General features: G+C 33.4%; 27 protein-coding genes. All 27 read right to left on the bottom strand.

Annotated features, from left to right (window positions below):
- Nucleotide 1 precedes the first annotated feature (1 nt).
- Nucleotides 2-355, bottom strand: coding sequence for a ribosome silencing factor (gene rsfS / locus ACA31_RS05375; protein WP_057512332.1), 354 nt, complete (start codon nt 353-355; stop codon nt 2-4).
- Nucleotides 356-940 (bottom strand): bis(5'-nucleosyl)-tetraphosphatase (symmetrical) YqeK, encoded by a 585-nt coding sequence (yqeK, locus tag ACA31_RS05380; protein WP_057512333.1) that lies wholly within the window; start codon nt 938-940, stop codon nt 356-358.
- The gene (gene nadD, locus ACA31_RS05385) at nt 930-1,502 is read right to left on the bottom strand and encodes a nicotinate (nicotinamide) nucleotide adenylyltransferase (protein ID WP_057512334.1); all 573 of its coding nucleotides are present in this window, start codon (nt 1,500-1,502) and stop codon (nt 930-932) included. Before nadD ends, yqeK begins: the two co-directional genes overlap by 11 nt.
- The gene (yhbY, locus tag ACA31_RS05390; RefSeq protein ID WP_002507455.1) at nt 1,502-1,792 is read right to left on the bottom strand and encodes a ribosome assembly RNA-binding protein YhbY; all 291 of its coding nucleotides are present in this window, start codon (nt 1,790-1,792) and stop codon (nt 1,502-1,504) included. Before yhbY ends, nadD begins: the two co-directional genes overlap by 1 nt.
- Before the next feature lie 12 nt (nt 1,793-1,804).
- The gene (gene aroE, locus ACA31_RS05395) at nt 1,805-2,602 is read right to left on the bottom strand and encodes a shikimate dehydrogenase (protein ID WP_057512335.1); all 798 of its coding nucleotides are present in this window, start codon (nt 2,600-2,602) and stop codon (nt 1,805-1,807) included.
- 12 nt (nt 2,603-2,614) lie between these two features.
- Complete coding sequence (yqeH, locus tag ACA31_RS05400; RefSeq protein ID WP_057512336.1) at nt 2,615-3,715, bottom strand: ribosome biogenesis GTPase YqeH; 1,101 nt, start codon at nt 3,713-3,715, stop codon at nt 2,615-2,617.
- Complete coding sequence (locus tag ACA31_RS05405) at nt 3,716-4,243, bottom strand: YqeG family HAD IIIA-type phosphatase (protein ID WP_057512337.1); 528 nt, start codon at nt 4,241-4,243, stop codon at nt 3,716-3,718.
- A 17-nt stretch (nt 4,244-4,260) separates the two neighbouring features.
- The gene (mtnN, locus tag ACA31_RS05410; protein WP_057512338.1) at nt 4,261-4,947 is read right to left on the bottom strand and encodes a 5'-methylthioadenosine/S-adenosylhomocysteine nucleosidase; all 687 of its coding nucleotides are present in this window, start codon (nt 4,945-4,947) and stop codon (nt 4,261-4,263) included.
- A gap of 228 nt (nt 4,948-5,175) precedes the next feature.
- Nucleotides 5,176-6,408 carry an NRAMP family divalent metal transporter gene (locus tag ACA31_RS05415; protein WP_057512339.1) on the bottom strand — a complete coding sequence of 411 codons (1,233 nt, stop codon included), beginning with the start codon at nt 6,406-6,408 and terminating at the stop codon, nt 5,176-5,178.
- A gap of 3 nt (nt 6,409-6,411) precedes the next feature.
- Nucleotides 6,412-7,170, bottom strand: coding sequence for a 5-oxoprolinase subunit PxpA (gene pxpA, locus ACA31_RS05420; RefSeq protein WP_057512340.1), 759 nt, complete (start codon nt 7,168-7,170; stop codon nt 6,412-6,414).
- Nucleotides 7,170-8,528, bottom strand: coding sequence for an acetyl-CoA carboxylase biotin carboxylase subunit (locus ACA31_RS05425; protein WP_057512341.1), 1,359 nt, complete (start codon nt 8,526-8,528; stop codon nt 7,170-7,172). Before ACA31_RS05425 ends, pxpA begins: the two co-directional genes overlap by 1 nt.
- Nucleotides 8,529-8,550: 22 nt before the next feature.
- Nucleotides 8,551-9,003 (bottom strand): acetyl-CoA carboxylase biotin carboxyl carrier protein, encoded by a 453-nt coding sequence (locus tag ACA31_RS05430; protein WP_057512342.1) that lies wholly within the window; start codon nt 9,001-9,003, stop codon nt 8,551-8,553.
- Nucleotides 9,003-10,010, bottom strand: a complete 1,008-nt coding sequence (locus ACA31_RS05435; RefSeq protein ID WP_057512343.1) for a biotin-dependent carboxyltransferase family protein — start codon at nt 10,008-10,010, stop codon at nt 9,003-9,005. Before ACA31_RS05435 ends, ACA31_RS05430 begins: the two co-directional genes overlap by 1 nt.
- Before the next feature lies 1 nt (nt 10,011).
- A complete protein-coding gene (pxpB, locus tag ACA31_RS05440) occupies nt 10,012-10,734 on the bottom strand; it encodes a 5-oxoprolinase subunit PxpB (RefSeq protein ID WP_082587052.1) in 723 nt (240 codons plus the stop codon).
- A 295-nt stretch (nt 10,735-11,029) separates the two neighbouring features.
- Nucleotides 11,030-11,506, bottom strand: coding sequence for a transcription elongation factor GreA (greA, locus tag ACA31_RS05445; RefSeq protein WP_046465479.1), 477 nt, complete (start codon nt 11,504-11,506; stop codon nt 11,030-11,032).
- A gap of 27 nt (nt 11,507-11,533) precedes the next feature.
- Nucleotides 11,534-12,157 (bottom strand): uridine kinase, encoded by a 624-nt coding sequence (udk, locus tag ACA31_RS05450; RefSeq protein WP_057512344.1) that lies wholly within the window; start codon nt 12,155-12,157, stop codon nt 11,534-11,536.
- On the bottom strand, nt 12,157-13,425 hold the full coding sequence (locus tag ACA31_RS05455; RefSeq protein ID WP_057512345.1) for a peptidase U32 family protein: 1,269 nt from the start codon (nt 13,423-13,425) through the stop codon (nt 12,157-12,159). The genes udk and ACA31_RS05455 overlap by 1 nt, the downstream gene beginning before the upstream one ends.
- 13 nt (nt 13,426-13,438) lie before the next feature.
- Nucleotides 13,439-14,362, bottom strand: coding sequence for a peptidase U32 family protein (locus ACA31_RS05460; protein ID WP_057512346.1), 924 nt, complete (start codon nt 14,360-14,362; stop codon nt 13,439-13,441).
- Nucleotides 14,359-15,000: an O-methyltransferase gene (locus ACA31_RS05465; protein ID WP_057512347.1), complete on the bottom strand. Its 642-nt coding sequence runs from the start codon at nt 14,998-15,000 to the stop codon at nt 14,359-14,361. The genes ACA31_RS05460 and ACA31_RS05465 overlap by 4 nt, the downstream gene beginning before the upstream one ends.
- Nucleotides 15,001-15,436: 436 nt before the next feature.
- Nucleotides 15,437-15,769, bottom strand: a complete 333-nt coding sequence (locus ACA31_RS05470) for a DUF1292 domain-containing protein (RefSeq protein WP_057512348.1) — start codon at nt 15,767-15,769, stop codon at nt 15,437-15,439.
- A gap of 16 nt (nt 15,770-15,785) precedes the next feature.
- Nucleotides 15,786-16,214 carry a Holliday junction resolvase RuvX gene (gene ruvX / locus ACA31_RS05475; RefSeq protein WP_057512349.1) on the bottom strand — a complete coding sequence of 143 codons (429 nt, stop codon included), beginning with the start codon at nt 16,212-16,214 and terminating at the stop codon, nt 15,786-15,788.
- Nucleotides 16,215-16,217: 3 nt separating this feature from the next.
- The gene (locus ACA31_RS05480) at nt 16,218-16,478 is read right to left on the bottom strand and encodes an IreB family regulatory phosphoprotein (RefSeq protein ID WP_057512350.1); all 261 of its coding nucleotides are present in this window, start codon (nt 16,476-16,478) and stop codon (nt 16,218-16,220) included.
- 68 nt (nt 16,479-16,546) lie between these two features.
- Nucleotides 16,547-19,177, bottom strand: a complete 2,631-nt coding sequence (gene alaS / locus ACA31_RS05485; protein ID WP_057512351.1) for an alanine--tRNA ligase — start codon at nt 19,175-19,177, stop codon at nt 16,547-16,549.
- 353 nt (nt 19,178-19,530) lie between these two features.
- The gene (gene recD2, locus ACA31_RS05490; protein ID WP_057512352.1) at nt 19,531-21,927 is read right to left on the bottom strand and encodes an SF1B family DNA helicase RecD2; all 2,397 of its coding nucleotides are present in this window, start codon (nt 21,925-21,927) and stop codon (nt 19,531-19,533) included.
- 3 nt (nt 21,928-21,930) lie between these two features.
- The gene (locus tag ACA31_RS05495) at nt 21,931-22,596 is read right to left on the bottom strand and encodes a tetratricopeptide repeat protein (protein ID WP_057512353.1); all 666 of its coding nucleotides are present in this window, start codon (nt 22,594-22,596) and stop codon (nt 21,931-21,933) included.
- Between the two features lie 124 nt (nt 22,597-22,720).
- Nucleotides 22,721-23,833 (bottom strand): tRNA 2-thiouridine(34) synthase MnmA, encoded by a 1,113-nt coding sequence (gene mnmA, locus ACA31_RS05500; RefSeq protein WP_057512354.1) that lies wholly within the window; start codon nt 23,831-23,833, stop codon nt 22,721-22,723.
- Entirely contained in the window at nt 23,834-24,976 is a 1,143-nt protein-coding gene (locus ACA31_RS05505; protein WP_057512355.1) for a cysteine desulfurase family protein, read from the bottom strand.
- Between the last annotated feature and the right edge of the window lie 26 nt (nt 24,977-25,002).

Below are 25,002 nucleotides of genomic sequence, written 5' to 3' on the forward strand. Positions count from 1 at the left end.
ATTAATAAACAACCTGTCTATAACTCTCAAGAGGCGCATCACGATATAATTTCTCAATATTATAGTAATCACGTTCATCTTTATGGAATACGTGAACAACTACATTAGATAGATCAATAAGAATCCATCTGGCATCATTAAAACCTTCCATTCGTTTTACTTCGATTTCAGCTTCGCCTGCTGCATCTTTTACCGAACGAGCAATAGCTTGAACTTGTTTTTCGTTATTACCATGACAAACTATAAAATAATCAGTCATGTCACTAATGCCTTTCATTTTTAAAGAAATAATATCTTCTGCTTTTTTATTCTCTGTTGCTTCGACAGCAATGTTTAATAATTGATCTGAATTCATTTAATCATCCTTTACTCTTTCGTCACTGTAGTTGTAATAATTCAAGCATGCAATCGTTGCTTCATAAACATTAATATCTTTATTAATTAAGTATAGAACTGTTCGCTTAGAAATTTCATAAATGGTTTTATCTAAGCTACCTTGATTGTATGCTAAATCTCTAATTTCTTCAACGCCTGGGGTCTGACGACCTGGCTCTATATAATCTGCTATGAATATCAACTTCTCAGTTTTTGTCATTTGAGCGCGTCCAGTTGTATGATTTTTAATCGCTAGCAAGACTTCTTTATCAGTGACATTAAACTGTTGATTCATTATTATAGCTGCTACTGGGCCATGTAATATTTCAGAACCATAACTCAGTAAATTACTATCTAATTCATTCTGTGTAACGATTTGATACATTGATCCTAAATCATCATATTTACAGTAATCATGTAGTATACCTGCAAGTTCAGCCTTGTCTTTGTCACCATCATAGATTTCTGCTAATTTCACAGCAGTTTTTGCAACTCTCAATGAATGGTCAAACCTTTTCTCAGGTAATTTATCTTTAACTAAAGTAACTGCTTGATCAATTTTCATATAATCCTTCCTCTCGGATATATTGTTCTACACTAGGAGGAACTAAAACTTGAATATTTTCATCGTTTTTAATTCTATTCCTGATTAATGTTGAACTAATATCAATACGCGGTATCTTTATTGCTAACATACCAAGCTCCACTTCTTGAGCTGATTTATCTCTATTAACAATTATAAAAGTAATTAATGATTTCAACTCATCAATTTTATACCACTTTTCAAGTTGATTGTATTGGTCAGTACCTATAACAAAGTATAGCTTAGATCGAGGATGCTGATTTAAAATATGCTCTACTGTATCATAAGTGTAGCTTTGCCCTTTACGTTCAATTTCATCAAGACAAATTGTACCAAATCCAAGTTCATTAATAGCACACTGAATCATATCTATTCTAAACTGTGCGTCTAAAAAATCATTATGATCTTTTAATGGAGACATATAGCTCGGTATAAAATAGAACTTATCTGGTTTTATTACATTATTCACTTCACTTGCAACAACCATGTGAGCTGTATGAATCGGGTTAAATTGCCCACCATATAATACAATTGACTCAGTCATTATGGTAATTGAATTTGTTTATTGTCTTGAGATTCTTTATACAATACAATCATAGACCCGATTACTTGTACGACATCACTTCTTGTCGCATCACTTAAGCTTTGTGCTAAATCATTTTTATCTTCATAGTTATTTTGTAAAACATGTACTTTAATTAACTCTCTATTTTCTAAAATATCGTTAATTTGACTAACCATATTATCATTAATACCTGATTTTCCTATTTGAAAAGTTGGATCTACGTTATTTGCTTTACTTCTTAAAAATCTTTTTTGTTTACCTGTTAGCATAATATGCTCCTTTTATAAATGTTTTAGTACTGCTTCTTTCATTACTTTAATATCTGGTGTTCGTTCAGTCCAAATCTCAAAACTTTCTGCGCCTTGATATACAAACATGTCCAATCCATTGTGTATAGGATTGCCATTTTTTTCTGCTATTTCTAAAATTGGCGTTTTAAAAGGAATATAAACAATGTCACTTACTAATGTATGTGACGCTAATTGATTGAGACTTATGGCTACATCTTTGTTTTTATTCATACCTGCAGGTGTAGTATTAATAATAATGTCGAATTCAGACAATGATTTTTCTGCATCTGATAAACTAATCTTATTTATATCTAAATCCCAGTTATCAAAGCGACTCATAGTTCTATTAGCAACGGTTAACTTAGGTCGAACGTGTTTATTTAGTTCATTTGCAATACCTTTACTGGCACCGCCTGCACCTAAAATAAGTATATAAGCATTTTGTAAATCCGTATAAGCCTCTTTAAGACCTGTAACATAGCCTATGCCATCTGTATTATAGCCTATCCATTTTCCGCCTTCAATTTTAACTGTATTAACTGCACCAACCGTTTTAGATTGGTCATCAATCTCATCTAAATAAGGTAAAATACGTTCTTTATGAGGTATTGTAACATTAAATCCAGAAAGCATTTTGTCTTCTATGATTTCTTTAATAAGATGAAAATGTTCTTCAGGAATATTAATCGCTTCATATGTCGAAGCATCATTTAAAGTCTCAAAGTTAGCATTATGCATAACGGGTGACAAAGAATGATCTATAGGATTGCCTATTACTGCATATTTCATATTAAACACACCTTACATTATTGAATTTCTTAATACAACATCTACATTTTTAGGTACTCGAACTATAACCTTGGCACCTTCATCAATCGTGATAAAACCTAAACCTGAAATCATCACATCTCGCTTCTCTTTACCCGTTTCTAATCTTACTGCTTTAACATTTTGTAATTCAAAATTATCAGGGTTATGAGGTGGTGACAATAATGCACCTAACTGATTTTTCCACAATTCATTGGCATTTTCAGTTTTAGTTCTATGGATATTGAGTTCGTTTGAAAAATGACATACTAATGAACGTCTGCCACCACTAACATAGTCAATACGCGCTATCCCACCAAAGAACAAAGTTTGACCTTCATTCAATTGATATACCCGCTGCTTAACTTCTTTTTTAGGCATAATCGTTTTAAGTTCATCATCCGTTACCACATGTGTCATTTGATGTGCTTGGATTACACCTGGAGTATCAAACATAAATGATGTATCATCTAACGGTATGTCAATCATATCTAGCGTTGTTCCTGGGAATCTAGAAGTAGTAACGACATCTTTTTCACCAACACTGCGTTCAATCAATTTATTTATAAGTGTAGATTTACCAACATTTGTAGTTCCTACAATATACACATTGTCGTTATTACGTAATGTGTTAATTGATGCTAATAAATCATCTATGCCTTCATTTTTTTCTGCAGATATTAATACAACATCTTCAGTTTCTAAACCATATTTTCTAGCTGTTTTCTTCAACCATTCTTTAACACGGCGTTTATTAATCTGTTTAGGCAATAAATCTAATTTATTGCCTACTAAAATTATTTTTTTATTTCCTACAATGCGTTTGATTGCATTAATGAAAGATCCTTCAAAATCAAAAACATCTACGACATTTACTACAATTCCTTTTTCATCTGCTAAACCATTCAACAAATTTAAAAAGTCTTCACTGTCTAATCCAACATCTTGAACTTCATTATAATTTTTTAGTCTAAAGCATCTTTTACATATGACATCTTCACGATGTAAATTATGCTCTGGCACATAGCCTGCCGCATCTGGATCTTCAGATTGTAGTGGTGCACCACATCCGATACATTTTAAAATTTCAGTCAATCAATTTTCCTCCCATTTAATATAGCCTTTTTTTCTAAAGTGTTGTAGTAATCTTCGTTCAATCATTCGGTTGAATTTCGTAATAAAACCATCTGTTTGTTTCACCGGTACAACCATAATTGTGAAGAGTCCACGTCTATTACCTCCAAATACATCTGTAAGCATTTGGTCACCAATTACTACAATTTCAGCAGGTTGTAAGTTCATTAATTGTGCAGCTTGATTAAAAGCGCGACCTCTTGGTTTTTTGGCTTTGAAGATATAATCAACATTCAATGATTTTGAGAAACTACCAACACGTTTTTCATTATTATTAGAAACAATCGTAATTGTAATACCTAATGCATTTGCTTTCTCAAACCATTGTTTTACTGCAGCAGTGGGGTCTGCTTCGTCCCATCCTACAAGTGTATTATCTAAATCTGTAATAATTCCTTTCACGCCAGAAGCTGCAAGTTTATCAATGTCGATTTGAAAAACAGACTGCACATATTCATTTGGCATAAAATAGTTTTTTATTATACCCATTATTTATTTTCACCTTTTTATATAGTTTTAATTAAACGCTCAACAATTTCACTAGAAGATATTGCTGCTTTTTCTAAAAATGCATCAAACGTAATACCAGCATCGCCGTCAGCTAAATCTGAAATTGCACGTGTAATTATGAATGGTAAATTAAATTGATAACAGGTTTGTGCAATTGCAGTAGCTTCCATTTCTGCAGCCATTGCTTGTGGAAAATTCGTTTTAATCGTCGCACGCTGCTCAGTTGTACCAATAAAACTATCTCCGCTCACAATTAATCCAGTTTTAGCAATAAGTTGTTGTTCATTAATTGCATCTGTTGCCTTTTTAATTAAATGCTCATCAGCAATAAATTGTGCTGGCATTTGCGGTATTTGTCCTAATTGATAACCAAATGCGCTTGCATCTGCATCATGATAAGAAACCATATCACTGACAACAATATCACCAACATTTAATGATTTGTCTAAAGCTCCTGCAGATCCCGTATTAATAATTACATCAGGACTGAATTTCTCAATTAATAATGTCGTAGAAATTGCAACGTTCACTTTACCAATACCACTTTGTGAAAGTACTACCTCTTTATCATGTAAACGACCTTTATAAAATATTACATGCGCAATTTTTATTTCTTCTAATGTTACAAGTTTACTTTTTAAGATTGCTACTTCTTCTTCCATAGCACCTATAATACCTATCATTATAATTCACCTCATATTAAAATCCTAGCCTTAGTTATTCTACCACATTTATGTTCATAGCTCGATCATTGTTCAACTTTTTATATTAAATTCTATATGATATTTTCCCTGTTTTTAAGTAATTAATAATACTTTTTCTATACATTTGAATTACTTATTTTTCTAAATAAAAACTCTGAACAATACATTATCCTTGTGTATCGTTCAGAGTGATAAATTATTGATATATTAGCTACCAAATAAACCTGATAAGCTTTGTAGTGAGAATAATGCTGCAGCAATTGTAACTATCACTGCCACTATACCGAAGACTAACATCCATGTCGGATGATGATAATCTCCGACAATCGATTTTCGTTTACTCGCTATTAAAATCGTACCTAAAGTGATTGGTAGAATAAAACCGTTAAGTGCTCCAGCAACAATTAATAAAGTAACTGGTTGACCTATGAATAAAAATACTAGTGTAGAAACAACAATAAAACTAATTACGATTAAATTGGTTTTATTATATACCGATTTATGTAGTGTTTTTAAAAATGTCGCACTCGTATAAGCAGAACCAATCACAGATGACATTGCAGCTGCAAATAATACGACACCAAAGATACTACGTCCAACTGGTCCGAGTACATGTTCAAAGACTGAAGCTGGTGGATTTTCTGAACTTAAAGTAACACCTGTAACAACCACACCCAGGACCGCTAAGAATAGTAAACTTCTTAAAACGCCGGTAGTCAATATGCCAGAGATAGCGGCTTTGTTTATAAATGGCAAATATTCTTTACCTTTAATTCCAGAGTCTAAAATTCTATGTGCCCCAGCAAAAGTAATGTAACCACCAACTGTGCCACCTACTAAAGTAATAATCGGCAATACAAGTGCAAATGGTTGTTCAGGCATGACTAAATGCTTAGCCGCTTCTGCATATGGCGGGTTTGCCTTAAACATTACAAACGCTATGACTACAATCATGAGCATTCCTAAAAACATTGTGACAACGTCCATAACCTTTTGACCACTTTTACTAATAAAGATACCGATGGATAGGACTGCTGTAATTGCAGCACCAATTTTCACATCTAAACCGAAAATGGCATTTAAACCAAGTCCAGCTCCTGCTATATTACCGATATTAAAAGCTAATCCTCCAATGGCTATCAATATTGAAATAATTGTACCAAGTCCATTGAAAATCTCATTTGCTACTTCTTGACCACGTTTACCTGTAACTACTAATACTCTCCAAATATTTATTTGCGCACCAATGTCTATAATAATAGATAATAGAATAGCAAATGCAAAACTTGAAGCGAATTGTGCAGTAAATACCGCAGTTTGAGTTAAAAACGCTGGTCCTATAGCAGATGTTGCCATTAAAAATACCGAACCTAATAATAATCTTTTATGGTTTTTTGTGAACTCAAAATCTTTTTTTTCAGAACCTAATCTTTCTTTCATAGGTTAGCCCCCTAGACTTTTTATAGAAACGCCTTCTTTCGTTAATCTTTCTCTAATTTGTGTTACAAACTCGAGAGCATGTGCACCATCTCCATGCACACAAATTGTATCAGCTTCTATGCTAATGGTCTTTTGGCTTTTTGCGACAACGGTTTGTGATTTCACCATGTTAACTACTTGCTCTATTGCTTCATTTATATCCGTAATTAATGCATCGTGCTCTTTCCTACTTACAAGTTGGCCATCGTCTTCGTAACGTCTATCTGCAAAAACTTCTGAGGCTGTTGTTAAACCAACTGATTTGGCTTCAGAAATTAATGACGTGTTAGATAATCCCACATATATTAGGGTCTTGTCAATATCAAATACTGCTTGTGCAATTGCACGAGCTATATCTTTGTCTCTTGCTCCCATTTGATAAAGTGCACCATGCGGTTTTACATGATTAATCTTCACGTTATGAATTTTACAAAATCCACTCAACGCACCAATTTGATAAACAACAATATCATAAATTTCACTTGGTGATAAATCCATGTTTCTACGTCCAAATCCTTGTAAGTCCGGCAATCCTGGATGAGCACCAATACCTACACCATGTGCTTTGGCTAATTTTATTGTTTCATTCATTACATGTTGGTCACCAGCATGGAAACCACAAGCAATATTTGCTGAAGTAATAAGCGGAATGATATGTTCATCCCCTCCAAATGAGTAATTACCGAATGATTCACCGAGATCACAATTTAAGTCTACTTGCATTAAGATACCCCCTTGATAATTTGGTGCCTATCTAAGAATTTTATATCTACTTCTTTTGCATCCCCATCTGCATACAATGGATAAGATAATACTGCATATAAAAAGTCAGCAGTTGTTGTAAAACCGTCTATCACCATTTCATCTAAAGTGACTTGTAATTTTTTGATTGCGCGTTGTCTATCGGGTGCTTTTACAATCACTTTTGCTACTAAAGAATCATAGTAAGGGGAGACAGTATATCCTTGATAAAGTAAGCTATCTACACGTACGTTAAATCCTTGTGGTAAATGTAATACTTCTACTTTGCCTGGTGAAGGTTGGAATTGTCGTTCTGGATTCTCTGCATTAATTCGTGCTTCGATTACATGTCCATTAAAAACTATATCTTCCTGTGTGAAAGGCAATTCACCATTTATCATCAAGTATAGTTGATCTTGTAGTAAATCCCTGTTCGTTCTCATTTCAGTCACAGTATGTTCTACTTGAATACGAGCATTCATTTCAATGAAATAATATGCTTCGTCTGTTACTAAAAATTCGATTGTACCTGCACTTCTATAATTCGAAGCCTTTGCGACTTTGACAGCATCGTTACACATTGCATTTCTCGTCTCTTCAGATATTGCTGCACAAGGTGATTCTTCAATTAATTTTTGGTTTTTTCTTTGTACAGAACAATCTCTTTCTCCCAAATGTATGTAATTATTCTTACCATCACCAATGACTTGAACTTCTACATGTTTCGCTACAGGAATAAACGATTCAACATAAACACGATTATCACCAAAATACTTCTCGCCTTCACTCTTGGCTTCTTTAAAAGCTTTAGCCAATTCATCAATTGTTTTAACGATTCTAATGCCTTTACCACCGCCACCGCTAGCGGCTTTTAAAACTAGTGGAAAACCAACATCTTGTGATATTTTTTTCACTTCGTCAATTGACTCCACAGCATTCGTAGAACCTGGAATGATTGGCACACCCGCATCATCAACTGTTTGACGTGCGGTGATTTTATCACCCATCATTTCCATCGTCAATCGTGTTGGACCAATAAAATCTATATTATTTTCTTCTACTTTTTGTGCAAAAGAAGTACTCTCTGATAAAAAGCCATATCCTGGATGTATTGCAGTAGCGCCACTGATTTTGGCGGCACTAATAATTCTCTCCTGATTCAAATAACTCTCCAGTGGATTTGCTTCACCAATACAAATAGCCTGATCAGCTAAACTGACATGTAAACTCGTTTCATCCCCTAATGCATATATAGCCACTGTTTCAACATCCATCTCTCTACACGCTCGGATAATTCTAACAGCTATCTCTCCTCTGTTTGCTATTAAACAACGATACACAGCAAACACCCCTTTCTTCCACTTATTTTATTTTAATAATCGTCTGATTATATTCGACATTCGCACCATGTTCTACTATGATTTCTTTCACTACACCATCTACGTCGCTTTTTACTTCATTCATCACTTTCATCGCTTCAATAAAACCAATCGTATCACCTTTATTTATTTCATCCCCAACACTAATGATTGGCTCAGTAAGCTCTTTTTCATCTTGTAGGAAGAACATACCTACCATTGGAGATTTGACTTCTTTAAAGTTGTCATGGGTCTTTGTTTGACCATCTTCCACACTTTGATTTTGATTAGATTCTTGGCTTGCTACAGTTTGTACATTTTTATCAGAAGGAAATGAATGTACTTTATTATCATTAAAGTCTATAGATATTTCACTTTTACTATCTTTGTATTCAAATTTTTTAACTTCATTTTCTTTTACTAATTTAATTAATTGTTCGATTTTTTCAAAATTCATTATAATTCCCCTTTTAGTAATTTTTTGATACGTGAAGCCGTTGGTCTGAATTGAGACATATTATAAATAGGTGTATCGATTGTATTTTCTAGTACTTTCTTGAAATCTAATTCTTGATTCTTTAATTTTTCTGTTGCTTCATCAATCGTTGTCCATTCAAAATGTAGCAAGTCCCCCGGTTGTTTCTGTGCTAAAATATGTAAATCTGAAGCACATACTGTAGCAATTTTTGTATAACCACCGACTGTTTGTTTATCATTCAATAAAATAATTGGATTACCATCGTTTGGAACTTGAATGCTACCTAAAGCTACTGGCTCAGAAATGATATCAGCAGAATCTATTGGTGAAATTGTCTTACCTTGTAATCGATACCCCATGCGGTCTGATTTTTCTGAAATTTTAAAATCAACTGCTATTAAATTATCTTGCGCATCTTGAGTGAAACGATTTATTTGTGGCCCTTCGATTATTTGAATTATATCTTTATTAAATAACTCAGGATTTAATTCTAAACTGTACCCTACTTTAGAAAGGTATGTATCATCTTGTTTACACAAAATCACATCATCTCCTTTCAAAGCACGTCCCTTATATCCTCCGATATGACTGCGTGTATGAGTAGCATAACTACCAGCTACTATTGGGACATCAAGTGGTTTACCAAACAAAATATAACCTCTCGCACCATTAACTACGGCACCTATTTCCAATACATCGCCCTTTTTCACTGAAGTTACTGTTTGAACATCAATCACCTTTCCATCTATCTTGGCATTAAATTGCGCACCAGTGATAATAAAAGTATTATCTTCTAAAAATTGGAGTGTTGGACCAATGATTGTACATTCAATTGCAGGTCCTTCATTTCCAATAAGTGTTTGACCTAATCTATATGCATATTGATCTAATACGCCTGCATTCGAAAATCCTTGGTTTTGAAAACCAATTCTACCTTGATCTTGTATTGTGCTAAATAATCCAGGATTTAAAATTTTTATAGACATATTAAATTTTCACCCACTTTTCTATATCAAAATCGTCATATTGTTGTTCATCTAATATATGATGGTATGTTTCTTCTTCAATAGCATAAAATTTTATATAGTCTCCTGCGCCATATAGACACATAGGTTCTCTATGAATATCAAACACTTTAATTGGTGTACGTCCTATAATTTGCCAACCACCAGGCGATTGTTTTGGGTATAGACCTGTTTGATTATTAGCAATACCTACAGAACCAGCATGAATGCTTGTTCTTGGTTCTTGACGTCTTGGCGTATGTAATTGATTATCTAATCCTCCTAAGAAAGGAAAACCAGGCATAAATCCTAGCATATAAATTAAATAAATATTTTCAGTATGTATACGTATAACCTCTTTAGAAGTTAAATGGTTGTGTGACGCAACTTCTTGAATATCTTGTCCATAAATACCTCCATATAATACTGGTATATAAACCGTTTGTGTTTGTGTAGCTGGATTTTTAAATTTTGTTATGTCCATTTGATTTAAATTAAGTTCTTTAATTATCTGAGATAAATCACTTTTACTGATATCAATGGTTAACATAATTGCACGATATGAAGAAACTACTTCAATAATAGCTCGATTGCTTTGTGATTTAATATATTGTTCAACGCGTTGTACCTTTTGAAACGTATCAGGATCAATACGCTCTTCAAAATAAATCATAATCGTTTGTTCATTAATTAATTTATAATTCAAAGATTATGCCCCCTTTATTACATTTATAACACAGTTTATCTTCAAATAAACTATATTGTGCACATGCTATTGATAGTATATCATTTATCTTAAAATTGTGTTTAATACTAAAAAGTTATTACTAATAATAACTAAAGGTTTATTAAACAAAGTATATTAGTAAATAAAACAGCAATATTATTCTAAAATTTTATTCTTATCATAAAGTTAACAAAATATTACTAACAAGTATATAAATGCTTTTATATAGTGTAAAATCCCCCTAAACATATATAAATGTTTAGGGGGATTCATTTTATTTAATATTTTTAATAATAACGTTTATTTCGCCACCATTTGGTAATGGGACACGTACTTCATCTTCTAATTTTTTACCAATTAAACTTTTAGCCATTGGTGATTCATTAGAAATTTTACCATTAAATGCATCAGATTCAGCTGAACCAACAATTTGGTATTCTTCTTCTTCTTCACCTGGTAATTCTACAATTGTTACTGTTTTTCCAATTTTAACTTCATTGTTATCACCAGTATCTTCGATAATCTGTGCATTACGTAACATATGTTCTACACGTTGAATATCTTGTTCGATGAATCCTTGTTCGTCTTTAGCAGCATCGTACTCTGAGTTCTCAGATAAGTCACCAAAAGAACGTGCTACCTTAATTTTTTCAACGACTTCTGGTCGTTTAACTGTTTTTAATTCTTCTAACTCATGTTCTAGTTTCTCAAAACCCTCTTGAGTCATTGGATATTGTTTTTGATTTTCCATTATGTCATCTTCCTTTACATATACATACTATTGTTTACTTACTAAAGTTTGAATCTTTGTCGTCATTATATCGATTGCTACTTTATTACTGCCACCTTCTGGAATAATAATATCTGCATATCTTTTAGTTGGTTCTATAAATTGATTATGCATAGGTCGCACCACATTTAAATACTGATTTATAACAGAATCCATAGTACGGCCTCTTTCTTCAGTATCTCGAAGTAACCGTCTTAAGATACGCAAATCAGCATCAGTATCAACATAAATTTTGACATCCATTAAATCTCTTAATGTTTTGTTTTCAAGCGCAAATATACCTTCCACGATAATAACATCTTTTGGCTCAAATGCAATCGTTTTATCACTTCTCGTATGATTTGAATAATCATACGTTGGCACTTCAATTTGTTTCCCGTTTCTCAAATCATTCAAATTCTCGATTAGCAAATCATTATCAAATGCGAATGGATGGTCATAATTGGTTTCCAAGCGTTCATCAAAAGTTAAATGTGATTGGTCTTTATAATAATAGTCTTGAGCCAATAGTGCAACACTATGACCTTCTAAATTCTTCATAATTTCATTTGTTACTGATGTTTTCCCTGATCCGGAGCCGCCTGCAATTCCTATAATTGTCGTACTATTCATTATCCAATTTCCTTTCTCATCATGTTGTTGGCATAAATTGGATGATCGACTTTGATTTGCACGATTTGCAATGGGTGGCGTGCAGCATCAAGTTCATTACCTTCTTCATCATAAATTGTATCCACAACTTGTCTAAATGTTTCAATTTCAGGACCAAAAAATTCGATTTCTTGTCCAGGTTCAAATTTATTACGTTGTTGCACTGTGGCTATGTGGGTAGAACTATCATAATCTAATACTAAACCACAGAAGTCAAATGAAGCATTCTTTTTATTTTGTTGGCCAAACATTTGTTCTTCATATCCTGGCGTGCCTTCAATAAACGCGGAAGCTGTATCTCTATTGGCACATTTATCTAATTCGATTAACCAATCTGGCTTGATTTTAAAATGTTCTGGATCCTCCGCATAAGCATCGATAACTTTACGATACACAGAAACAACTGTCGCAATATAATGAATCGATTTCATACGTCCTTCAATTTTTAAAGAATCAATGCCAATATCCATCATTTTTGGTATAGCTTCGATTAGTTTTAAATCTTTAGGACTCATTGCAAATGGTGCAACTTCATTATCGCCATAAAATAAATCTAACTCACCGTCTTGATCTACTTGTAACAAGTCATAATCCCAACGACAACTTTGACAACAACCACCTCTATTGGAATCGCGCGCAGTCATATGATTACTTAAAGTACACCTTCCTGAATAAGCAATACACATCGCACCATGTATAAAAGATTCGATTTCAATATTTACTTTTTCTTTCATCTCTTTCATTTCCATTGCGCCAGTTTCACGGGCTAATACCACTCGATCTAATCCTTCTTCTTTCCAAAATTCAATAGCTTTATAATTTGAAAGTGATTGCTGTGTAGATAAATGTATTTCTAATTTAGGTGCTACACGTTTACATGTTTCAATAATAAGAGGATCAGCAACGATAATGCCCGTTGCACCAGTTAAGGCTATATTACGCAAATAAGTATCTAATCCATCTATATTCTCATCATGCGCAATGATATTCGTAGTGACATAAATTTTAGCACCATAGCGTTGTGCAAATTCAACGCCTTCTTTAATTTCATCCATTGTGAAATTATCTGCATTTGATCTTAAACCATATTCTTGTCCACCAAGGAACACAGCATCTGCCCCATAGTGTACTGCAATTTTTAATTTTTCCAAATTACCAGCAGGAGCAAGAAGTTCAGGTTTATTCATTTTAGTTTTATTATGTAATTTAACTTCTTCTAAAACTTTCACTGTTAAACCTCCATCAATATACTGTTTGTTTAAATAAAAAGCCTTCGTCAAATGGACGATGTTCTGGTTGTATAGCTTCAATTGGATCGACAAGCATAAATTTTTCATCTTCATAAACTTCAGGATCTTCTTTATATAAATCAATGGCTTCTCTATATTGTTCTGTACATACGTTAATATATGTTTCTGATTGTAATACACCATCTATTTTCAATGTATCTATACCTGCTGCTAAAAGTGGTTCTAGCTCTTCAATTAGACATATATCATTAGGTGACATGATATGCGTGCCATTATAGTCCTCATAAACGGGATATTTATTATCACGTTCCTCATCGTATAATAATAATTCATTTGCTTCTTTATTTCTTTCTATTTTCATTTGTCGCTCTTGAAATATATAGTAATTGCCTAATAACATACGTTTGGATTGGAACATGCAAGTCATTCCATGCACTTGAACTTCAATCTCAACATTAGCGTTTTCTTTAATATTGATAATCTCTTCTAAACTAAGTTCTCTAGCTAATTGAGCACGTTGAGCACCTTTTTCACCCCAATAATTACATTGAAAGTAATTGGTAACTAGTGCTTCAGCAGCCCAATTTAAAGGGATTGGAAGTTCTTGCTGTTTTACAAACATAACCACTGCTGGGTCACCAAATATAATACGGTCTACTTTAATTTCATGCAAAAAATTAATATAAGACTCTAACGCGTTCAGATGATAATTATGAAAAATGCCATTAACAGCTGCATAAGCTTTTTTGCCTTGACTATGTATTAAATCCACAGCTTTTATCATGTCATCTTTATTAAATTCACCTGCGAGCCTTAAGCCGAATTTTTGTTCGCCAATTACAAAAGCATCAGCACCTTTTTCAATTAATGTTTCAATATGTTCAACAGATTTTGGTGTTACTAATAATTCTGTCATTTTGATTCCCCTTTAATTGAAATTGCCAAACCATCATCCATATTCAAAAAATTCGTAGTATAGCCCGGGTGGTTCATTAGCCATTCATTATAATCTTGCACTTTCTTTACCATTTGTCGGACATTTCTATTACGAACGACAGTGATGTCAGATACAAATCCGTGGTAAAGTACGTTGTCAGTAACAACGATCCCCTCTACTTTTAATAACGGCGTATATAGTTCGAAAAACTTTTTAGATTGTGCCTTAGCTGCATCAATAAATATCAGATCATAACTGCAATCGCTCACATTTTCAAATTGCTCTAATGCATCGCCTTTAATTAATCTAATTTGGTTATAATATTGAAATAACTCAATATTTTCTTTCGCCTTATCTTGCATTTCTACATTACGCTCAATTGTAGTCACATTAATTTTCTCAGAAATAGAAGCAAATTGCATTGCGCTATAACCAATTGCAGTTCCAATTTCTAAGATATTAATAGGTTTATGTAATCTAATAATTTGTTTTATCATTTCTAAAGTGAGCCTATCAACGATGGGCACTTGATTTTCCTCTGCATAGGTTCTTAATGATTCAATATTTTTATCAGTTTGCTTATGCAAATTTAATAAATATAACTGATTATTATCCATTTTCATAACTTCCTTTGTTGTAAAATGACACTTTTTATTTAAATAATAAAATAAATCAGTCAGAATAAATTGACTGATTGTCTGTAATAAAAGTAATCGCTACTAGCTTTTTATAAGGGTACGCGTTCAAGTATTTCTATATAGATATACCATAAATATACAAAACGTACGATTGAAATTAACTTTATATATTTTACCATAAACTCGCACAAAATATAAGTGTAAATTGCGCTTTAAAGTAGTACAACACTTATATTGTTGTTTTAAACATTGAAAGCATTTGTTTAGACTATTAACTGAACTCGTACTTATGCCAACAATATAAAAGCTGTCAACAAAACCTCACACGTTTGTTGACAGCAAGAAAGGATGATTTCACTAGAAATCATCCTTTCTTTATCGCTACACAAGGCTATATGTGGCCTCTATAATTATTTTATTCGTGATTATGATCGTGGTCATGATCATCCATTTCAGTATTAACTACTTCTTCAATCATATCCCATTCTTCATCTGTTTCAACTGGTAAGAATTTACCACCTTCACCATTTTCGTCTGGTTCGTTGATCATTGGTACTAATTCAATTAAATCTTCATCATCAGATTCAGCGCCTTCTTCAGCAAGAATGACATATTCTTTCTTGAATTCTGGGTGGAAAAATTCTAGAACTTTACGGTATAAAACTTCATTACCTTCTTCATCATATAGTGTTAATAATTCCTCTTCGTTGTTGATTTCTAATTCTGCATCTTTATTTTGTTCTGTCATTATTAAACGCTCCTTTTTATTGAATAGAGTCTAAATAGCCTTGCAATATAAAAACTGCTGCCATTTTGTCTATTACTTTTTTTCGTTTCTGTCTAGAAACATCTGCTTCCAGTAAAGAACGTTCTGCAGCCATGGTACTTAATCGTTCATCCCACATAATTATCTCTACAGATGGCAGTGCTTCTTGAAGTTGCTCCTTGTATTGTAACGAAGCCTCGCCTCGAAATCCAATAGAATTGTTCATATTTTTAGGTAAACCTATTACAACAGAGCCAACATTCTCTTTTTTTATAATTTTCAATAATTGTTCAATACCTAGTTCATTGTTTTCTTCGTCTATACGGAGTGTGTCTAATCCTTGAGCTGTCCAGCCCATTAAATCACTTACTGCAATGCCAACAGTCTTACTTCCAACGTCTAAACCTAATATTTTATGCTTTAACATATATTATTTTGAATTCTCTTGTAAATAATTCGAAACAAGTTCTTCCATAATATCGTCACGATCTATACGGCGTATTTGGTTTCTGGCCTCGTTATTACGAGGTATATAAGCTGGATCACCTGATAGTAAATAACCTACGATTTGATTTACAGGGTTGTATCCTCTTTCGTCCAGCGTATTATAGACATTTTGCAATACTGTTTTGACATCCTCTTTTGGAATTTCATCGTAATTAAACTTCATTGTTTTATCAAAATTTTCCATTCTTTTAGCACTCCTTCGTATCAAGTAAAAAAGTTCTTATTTACATTCTACATTACTATGCACTGAAGTTATAGAGTTTTAATGTATTCTTTAATGAAACGTAATGATTCTGTGATGTTTTCAGGTTGAGTACCTCCACCCTGAGCCATGTCAGGACGGCCTCCGCCTTTTCCACCTACTATAGGTGCCATATTTTTAATAATATCTCCTGCTTTCACTTTAGCAGTTAATTCTTTTGGTACAGTGGCAACTAATGATACTTTTCCATCCACGTTACTTACTAATACAATTACTGTATCTTGTAATTTTGATTTAAAGTCATCCATTGTTTCACGAATGGCTTTGGCATTTGCTACTTCAACTTCTGTTGCTAAAACTTTCAAGCCATTTATATCTTCAACTTGGTCAGTGATATCACCCATTTTCAAGGCTGTAACTTCTTTGTTTTTTTGCTCTAATCGTTTTGTAAGTTCTTTTTCATCAGATTGCATTTGCACTATTTTTTCTAATACTTGCTCATCGGTTTTAACTTTAACTTGAGACTTAACGGTTTTAAATTTTTCTTGAACAGATTCCAAATAAAGAAATGCTGATTTACTTGTAAATGCTTCGATACGACGCACGCCTGCACCTGTACCTGATTCACTAACGATTTTAAACAATCCAATTTCAGAAGTATTATTCACATGGATACCACCACATAATTCAATAGAGTATGGTGCCATGTTTACAACTCTTACAACATCACCATATTTTTCACCAAATAATGCCATAGCGCCTATTTGCTTAGCCTCATCAATTGGCATTTCTTGGATATTAACGTCGATGCTGTTCCAAATTTCTTCGTTAACGCGTTGTTCAACACGATCTATTTCTGCTTGGCTCATAGGACCAAAATGCGAGAAGTCAAATCTTAAACGGTCTGCTTCAACCAAAGAACCAGCTTGATTTACATGATCACCTAAAACTTCTTTTAATGCAGCGTGTAATAAGTGTGTGGCACTGTGATTTTTTTTGATTGCACGGCGGTCTTCGTGATTCACACTCGCAGAAACTTCAACATCTTTTCTAACAGTTCCAAACTGAACTTCACCTCTATGTAGGTTCTGTCCATTTGGTGCCTTCGTTACTTCAGTCACGGCAATTTCAAATTGTTCGTTACTGATTATACCTTGGTCTGCAACTTGTCCACCACTTACAGCGTAGAAAGGTGTTTCTTTTAATACAAAATGAATTGTTTCTCCAGCTTCAACCGTATCTACTAATTCTCCGTTATAGATAATATCAGTGATTGTTGTTGCTTTATCCATGATGTCGTAACCCACAAATTTACTTTCGGTGGTTAATTTTTTCAATACTTCACTTTGGATCTGCATAGATTGAGAACTTTGACGTGCTTGTCTTGCTCTATTTCTTTGTTGTTGCATTTCAATTTCAAAAGTCTGCATATCAACAGAAAGATTTTCTTGTGTTGCGATCTCTTCAGTTAATTCAACTGGGAAGCCATAAGTATCATATAATTTAAACGCATCTTTACCATTTATTTCTTGAGTTGAATCTTTAGCTTTTGCAACTAAATTATTTAATATCGCAAGTCCTTCTTCTAAAGTTTCATGGAAACGTTCTTCCTCTGATTTAATAACACGTTTAATAAAATCTGACTTTTCTTTTACATTTGGATAATACGGTTCCATAATATCTGCAACGATATCAACCAACTGATACATAAACGGCTCATTAATTTCTAAAGATTGACTGAATCTTACAGCACGGCGCAACAATCTACGCAATACATAACCCCTGCCTTCATTAGCTGGTAATGCACCGTCAGCAATTGCGAATGCAATTGTACGTATATGATCAGAAATCACTTTAAAGGCAACATCATAAGCATCTTTTTCTAAGTATTTTTTGCCCGAAACTGTTTCAACTTCATGAATAATAGGCATAAATAAATCAGTTTCATAATTTGTACGCACATTTTGGGCGATAGATGCCATTCTTTCTAGACCCATACCTGTATCAATATTTTGATTTGGTAATGGTGTATAAGTATGATCTTTATTGTGATTGAACTCACTGAACACTAAATTCCACACTTCTAAAAAGCGTTCATTTTCTCCACCTGGATACATTTCTTCTTCAGGATCATCATGACCAAATTGATCGCCACGATCATAGAATATTTCAGTATTTGGACCAGATGGACCTTCACCTATATCCCAGAAATTACCTTCAATACGGATGATTCTACTTTCTTCTAAACCCATTTCTTCATTCCATATTCTATATGCTTCCACATCTTCAGGATGAACTGTGACATAAAGTAATTTCGGGTCCATTGCCATCCATTTTTCGCTTGTTAAAAATTCCCATGCAAATTGGATTGCTTCTTTTTTGAAATAATCACCAATTGAAAAATTCCCTAACATTTCAAAGAACGTATGGTGTCGGGCAGTAAATCCAACATTTTCAATATCATTTGTACGAATCGCTTTTTGTGAATTCACAATACGAGGTTTTCTCGGTGTTTCTCTACCATCAAAATACTTTTTCAATGTAGCAACACCAGAGTTAATCCATAGTAGCGTATCATCATCAATAGGGACTAACGGCGCTGAAGGTTCAACCATATGTCCCTCTTCAACGAAATAATCAATAAAACTTTGTCTAATTTCACTAGCTTTTAAGTTTTTCATCCTTAAAATTCCTCCATCTCAAATCAAGTTATAACAGTTATAAGAAAAAATTGAAAATAAAAAACGCCCATCCTCATAAAAGGGACGAACGTTTCGCGGTACCACCCTGGTTATAAGCATTAGTAAATCTATTTCTATCTAAATTTTAAAGATTTACATATCAGACGATAGTTATTCTTAAAATTTACTAACTCACACTTATCACTTAATTAGTTAATATTTATACTGACATAAAGCAGCGTTCAACTGTATTATCTGTACTTTCCACCAACCAGTACATCTCTTTTTGTCTAATAGAGTCTACTCACCTTTATGCTAAGTTAATTATATTGTATTTACTTTCGTTACTAATGTCAATCTTCTACAAAGTCATATGGAGAAATGTCTCCCATGTTAATCATAGGGTTAATTTTAAAGATATTATCTTCAGTCAAAATGATATCTGCATCAATTGTTTTACTGATTTCAATACTATCTTCAACGTCTTCAGTTACTTCGTTATTGAAATAACTTTTCAGAAATGTACACAATTGTGTCATTCTTACTTGACCGTGCGTTTTTAATCCAATATCAAATGCTTGTGGATCACCTAAAAATATAAGCGACTGTTTCGCTCTGGTAAGTCCTGTGTATAAAATAGGTTTTTGTAACATTCTAAAATATTGTTTGACCATTGGCATAATAACTATAGGAAATTCAGAGCCCTGAGACTTATGAATGGATGTGCAATATGCATGTGTTAATTCTAATAAATCCTTTCGTACAAATGTAATTTCATTGCCATCAAAATCAACAACAAGTATGTCTTTATTTAATGCATTTTCTTTCGCCCAAAATATGCCTACGATTACTCCGATATCACCATTGAAAATATTATCACTAGGTCGATTTACAAGTTGTAAAACTTTGTCGCCTTTTCTAAAAACAACATCACCAAATTCGATTTCTCGAGTATCTTTATCTTTAGGGTTCAATATATCTTGCAAGACAGTGTTCAGTTTTTTTATACCTGCAGAACCTTTATACATAGGCGCCAATACCTGGATATCACTCATGTCATATCCTTTATTCACTGCACTTGTCACTACTTTCTCAACTACTATGGGTATTTGTTCAGTAGTACATTTGATAAAGTTACGATCATGGAAACGCTGTGTGATATCAATCGCTTCGCCCAATTTCATTCTATGCGCCAACTCAATAATGCTAGAGCCGTCTTGTTGTCGGTATACTTCAGTTAAATTAACGCGCGGGATTACTTTTGAATCAATTAGATCTTTAAATACCTGTCCAGGGCCAACAGATGGCAATTGATCTTCGTCACCTACTAAAATAACTTGTGCATCTATAGGTACTGCACTCAAAAATTGATGAAATAGCCATGTATCAACCATCGACATTTCATCAATAATAATAAGTTTTGCAGAAATTTCATTATCTAATATATCTTCAGGTTGTGTATCTTGATTCCAGCCAATTAGTCGGTGTATCGTCATTGCTTCTAAACCTGTAGATTCCACTAACCGCTTCGATGCTCTGCCTGTAGGTGCAGCAAGTACAACAGGGTAATCATCATTTTGATAATCATCATAATCTAATGACAACCCATGAATCTCTGCATATAATTCTACAATACCTTTAATTACTGTCGTTTTACCAGTACCAGGGCCACCAGTGAGTAGCATGGTTTTAGTATTGATTGCAGTTTGCAACGCGTCTCTTTGAGAGTCGGCATATGTTACTTCGTTACGGTTCTCTATTTCACCAATTTCAAGCAATAATTCTGATTGCTCAATTTCTTTTAATTTATTTGTATGCGTAAAATTGCGATATAAGTTTTGAACACTTTTTAACTCTGAATAATACAAACTTGGTATAGCAACTTCATTTTCTTGTTGGATTAATTTCGTATCATTTACTAAATCTTGCAATATATTTATAAGTTGTTGTGCATCAATCATTTCTGCTGGTGGTTGAGACAACATATCTTGTGCCATTTCCAGAACATTACTTGTAGGTAAATATGTATGGCCTTGTTTAATACATTCTTCTTCTAGAACGTATAATAAACCCGCTTTCAGGCGTTCATCATCATTAAATTGAATACCCACGTTGCGTGCTAATGTATCTGCTTTATTAAAACCGATTCCTTTCACATCATAAACCAATTGGTATGGTGTGTTTTCAACAACTTTAAGCGTTTCACCTAAATAGGCTTGGTATATTGCCATTGCGAGTTTCGGACCAAAACCTAAATCGTGAAGTCTAATAATGATTTGTTCTGTTTCTTGATTACTGGCGATTTGTTCTGCAATTTGCTTTTGTTTCTTTTTAGGTAGACTTGGTACTTTTTCTAAAACAGTAGGATCATTTAATATGTCGCTAATAGCATTCTCGCCTAATTTATTTACAATGCTTTGTGCCGTTTTCTTACCAATACCTTTAAAAAGATCACTGGATAAATAACTAATAATTGCTTCTTTTGTTTGTGGTAATTCTTTTTCAAACGTTTCAGCCTTGAGTTGCTTACCATATTTAGAATGTGTTACAACTTGGCCTTTAAACGTATAGACATCACCTTCAGCAATTTCCGGAAAAAACCCTACAATTGTAGGCATTGAATCGAATTCTTCATTTGTTTCAATTGTATCTACTTTTAAAACCGTATAAAAGTTTTCTTTATTTTGAAATAAAATAGCATCAACGGTTCCTTTAATCATTGAATTATTAAATAATGTAGGGTCTTCCATTAGTTATTCCTCCTCTGCTATAGATTTAAAAGTTTTGATTGCGTGTTGACTCATCACATGTTCTGGATTAGCCTCTACTGCGCGTTCAAAAATTTGAATTGCTTGCGTTGTATCTTCAGTTTGCATATAAGTGGCTAAACCTAGATTATATAAAGCATCTGAGTGCTTCTCATCTATAGTTAATACATAGTTTAATTGAGTCATTGCTTGTTCAAACATTTCTAAATGGCATAATACAAGACCATATTGAAATTGAACTTCTACGTCTTTACGGTCATCTTTTTCAGCAGCAGTCATTAGAAACGGTAACGCCTCTTTAAATGCCTCTAGCTGATTAAATGACATACCAATCATATAATTCGTATCCACTAAATCTACTTTGTATTTTAGAGACTGTTGATATAGTTTGATTGCTTCACTAAATCGTCCTTCATTATAATATACATTACCTAAATTATAATAAATCGCACCATTCTCTGGATCGAGCGTTATTGCTTTTTGAAAAAACTTTTCAGCCTTTTCAACTTCACCCGCTTCAGCTATTAAAATACCTGCATTTATGTAACTTTCAACTTCTTTAGGATTTTCTTCAATATTTGCAAATAGTGCTGTTAATGCTTCTTCAATATTACCTCGTTTAATTAATTTATATATTTGTTCTTGATCCAATTTAAACCCTCATTTCTGACTATTCATTATAACATTTGCTTATCTTTTTTAAATCATATTTTAGAAAAAGAAATCGTTAGTTACTATAATATATAGCTTACTAACGATTTCTAAGTAAAATGTATTATACGACGTAACTTAACTGACCTGATTCTTTAAAGACATCATCAATTGTAGCGCCACCTAAACATACATCACCATCGTAAAGTACGACAGATTGACCCGGTGTGATTGCACGAACTGGTTCAGCAAATGAAACGCGAATTGCATTGTCATTTTCTTTTTTAACAAATACTTTAGTATCTTTTTGACGATATCTAAATTTAGCAGTACATTCAAACCCTTCTTCTAAATCAACCGTATTCACAAATGAAATGTCAGAAGCGATTAAATAGTCACTGTATAATGCATCATGATGGAAACCTTGTTCTACATATAACACGTTGTCATCTAGATTTTTACCAACTACAAACCAAGGATCTCCATCTCCGCCAATGCCAAGGCCGTGACGTTGACCAATTGTATAGTACATTAATCCTGCGTGTGTACCAATTTTATCCCCTGCTAGTGTAACCATATCACCAGACTGAGCTGGTAGATATTGTGATAGAAATTCTTTGAAATTACGTTCTCCTATAAAACAAATGCCTGTAGAATCTTTCTTTTTAGCGGTAGCTAAATCTTGTTCTTCAGCAATACGACGTACTTCTTTCTTTTCAATATCACCTATTGGGAACATGACGCGAGATAATTGGTCTTGCGATAATTGATTTAAAAAATAAGTTTGATCTTTATTATTATCGACGCCACGCAACATTTCGACGTGGCCATCTTCATGGCGATGTATACGAGCGTAATGACCTGTTGCAACATAATCTGCACCAAGTTTTAATGCGTGTTCTAAGAAAGCTTTGAATTTTATTTCTTTATTACACATTACATCTGGATTAGGCGTGCGCCCTTTTTTATATTCATCTAAGAAATAAGTGAACACTTTATCCCAATATTCTTTTTCGAAATTAACAGCATAATAAGGTATACCGATTTGATTACATACGGCGATTACATCGTTATAATCTTCTGTAGCCGTACAAAATCCACTCTCATCAGTATCATCCCAATTTTTCATAAAAATGCCTATGACATCGTAACCTTGTTCTTTTAATATGTGTGCCGTTACAGAACTGTCTACGCCACCTGACATACCGACTACCACACGCGTATCTTGATTTGACAACTATATTTCCTCCTTAAATTTGTGATAAATTTTGTGTATTTCTGCAGTTATATATTTAATTTCTTGTTCAGTCGTTTGTTCATTAAAGCTAAATCTTACAGAGTGTTTTGCACGTTCTTCATTGCCATACATTGCTACTAAAACGTGCGATGGTGTCGTAGTTCCTGCTGTACATGCAGATCCTGACGAGACATATATATTAGATAAATCCAATAAGGTAAGCATCGTTTCTACATCAATGAAAGGCAAATATAAATTAACGATATGCCCTGTTGAATCTGTCATTGAACCATTCAATTCAAATGGAATTGATCGCTCTTGTAATGTAACGAGAAATTGATTTTTCAAATTCATTAAATGAACGTTATTATCGTTTATTTGATTATAAGCTAAAGTCAAAGCTTCAGCTAATCCTACAATTTGTGGGAGATTTTCTGTGCCTGCTCTTCGTTTTGCTTCTTGTTCTCCTCCTAATTGTGGGAACTGCAATATTGTTTCATCTTTAACTAATAACGCACCCACACCTTTGGGACCTCCAAATTTATGTGCAGTGATACTCATCACATCAATGTTAAATTCATGAAAATCTATTTCTAGATGCCCTATTGCTTGAACTGCATCAACGTGAAATAAAGCGTTAGACTCAGCAATGATGTCGTCCATCTCATACATAGGTTCAACTGTGCCGATTTCGTTATTAACAAACATGATTGACACTAAAATTGTTTCATCCGTGAGTGCTGCTTTTAATTGGTCTAGTTGTATTAAGCCTTCGTAATCTACATCTAAATAAGTGACTTCAAAGCCTTCTTTTTCAAGTTGTTCAAATACATGGAGTACAGAGTGATGTTCAATTTTAGATGTAATGATGTGTTTACCTTTATGTTGATGTTCGTATGCAATGCCCTTTATTGCAGTATTGTTAGATTCAGTAGCGCCACTCGTGAATATAACTTCGCTTGGCTTAGCATTAAACATCTTCGCTACAGTTCTACGCGACTCATCGAGATACTTTCTTGCATCTCTACCCATACTATGAACAGAAGATGGATTACCATAATGAATGCTATAAACATCCATCATCTTATCTATAACTGCTTGTTTGACTGGTGTTGTTGCAGCATAATCTGCATATACTTCCATGTTTGACACTCCTAACAATTTTATCA

This window comes from Staphylococcus sp. NAM3COL9, from assembly GCF_001431205.1.
GTDB lineage: Bacteria > Bacillota > Bacilli > Staphylococcales > Staphylococcaceae > Staphylococcus.

Coding starts and splice junctions, on each gene's coding strand:
- rsfS (WP_057512332.1), bottom strand. CDS start 355: ATGAATTCAGATCAATTATTAAACATTGCTGTCGAAGCAACAGAGAAT.
- yqeK (WP_057512333.1), bottom strand. CDS start 940: ATGAAAATTGATCAAGCAGTTACTTTAGTTAAAGATAAATTACCTGAG.
- nadD (WP_057512334.1), bottom strand. CDS start 1,502: ATGACTGAGTCAATTGTATTATATGGTGGGCAATTTAACCCGATTCAT.
- yhbY (WP_002507455.1), bottom strand. CDS start 1,792: ATGCTAACAGGTAAACAAAAAAGATTTTTAAGAAGTAAAGCAAATAAC.
- aroE (WP_057512335.1), bottom strand. CDS start 2,602: ATGAAATATGCAGTAATAGGCAATCCTATAGATCATTCTTTGTCACCC.
- ACA31_RS05405 (WP_057512337.1), bottom strand. CDS start 4,243: ATGGGTATAATAAAAAACTATTTTATGCCAAATGAATATGTGCAGTCT.
- mtnN (WP_057512338.1), bottom strand. CDS start 4,947: ATGATAGGTATTATAGGTGCTATGGAAGAAGAAGTAGCAATCTTAAAA.
- ACA31_RS05415 (WP_057512339.1), bottom strand. CDS start 6,408: ATGAAAGAAAGATTAGGTTCTGAAAAAAAAGATTTTGAGTTCACAAAA.
- pxpA (WP_057512340.1), bottom strand. CDS start 7,170: ATGCAAGTAGACTTAAATTGTGATCTCGGTGAATCATTCGGTAATTAC.
- ACA31_RS05430 (WP_057512342.1), bottom strand. CDS start 9,003: ATGAATTTTGAAAAAATCGAACAATTAATTAAATTAGTAAAAGAAAAT.
- ACA31_RS05435 (WP_057512343.1), bottom strand. CDS start 10,010: ATGTCTATAAAAATTTTAAATCCTGGATTATTTAGCACAATACAAGAT.
- greA (WP_046465479.1), bottom strand. CDS start 11,506: ATGGAAAATCAAAAACAATATCCAATGACTCAAGAGGGTTTTGAGAAA.
- udk (WP_057512344.1), bottom strand. CDS start 12,157: ATGAATAGTACGACAATTATAGGAATTGCAGGCGGCTCCGGATCAGGG.
- ACA31_RS05460 (WP_057512346.1), bottom strand. CDS start 14,362: ATGACAGAATTATTAGTAACACCAAAATCTGTTGAACATATTGAAACA.
- ACA31_RS05465 (WP_057512347.1), bottom strand. CDS start 15,000: ATGGATAATAATCAGTTATATTTATTAAATTTGCATAAGCAAACTGAT.
- ACA31_RS05470 (WP_057512348.1), bottom strand. CDS start 15,769: ATGACAGAACAAAATAAAGATGCAGAATTAGAAATCAACAACGAAGAG.
- ruvX (WP_057512349.1), bottom strand. CDS start 16,214: ATGTTAAAGCATAAAATATTAGGTTTAGACGTTGGAAGTAAGACTGTT.
- ACA31_RS05480 (WP_057512350.1), bottom strand. CDS start 16,478: ATGGAAAATTTTGATAAAACAATGAAGTTTAATTACGATGAAATTCCA.
- alaS (WP_057512351.1), bottom strand. CDS start 19,177: ATGAAAAACTTAAAAGCTAGTGAAATTAGACAAAGTTTTATTGATTAT.
- recD2 (WP_057512352.1), bottom strand. CDS start 21,927: ATGGAAGACCCTACATTATTTAATAATTCAATGATTAAAGGAACCGTT.
- ACA31_RS05505 (WP_057512355.1), bottom strand. CDS start 24,976: ATGGAAGTATATGCAGATTATGCTGCAACAACACCAGTCAAACAAGCA.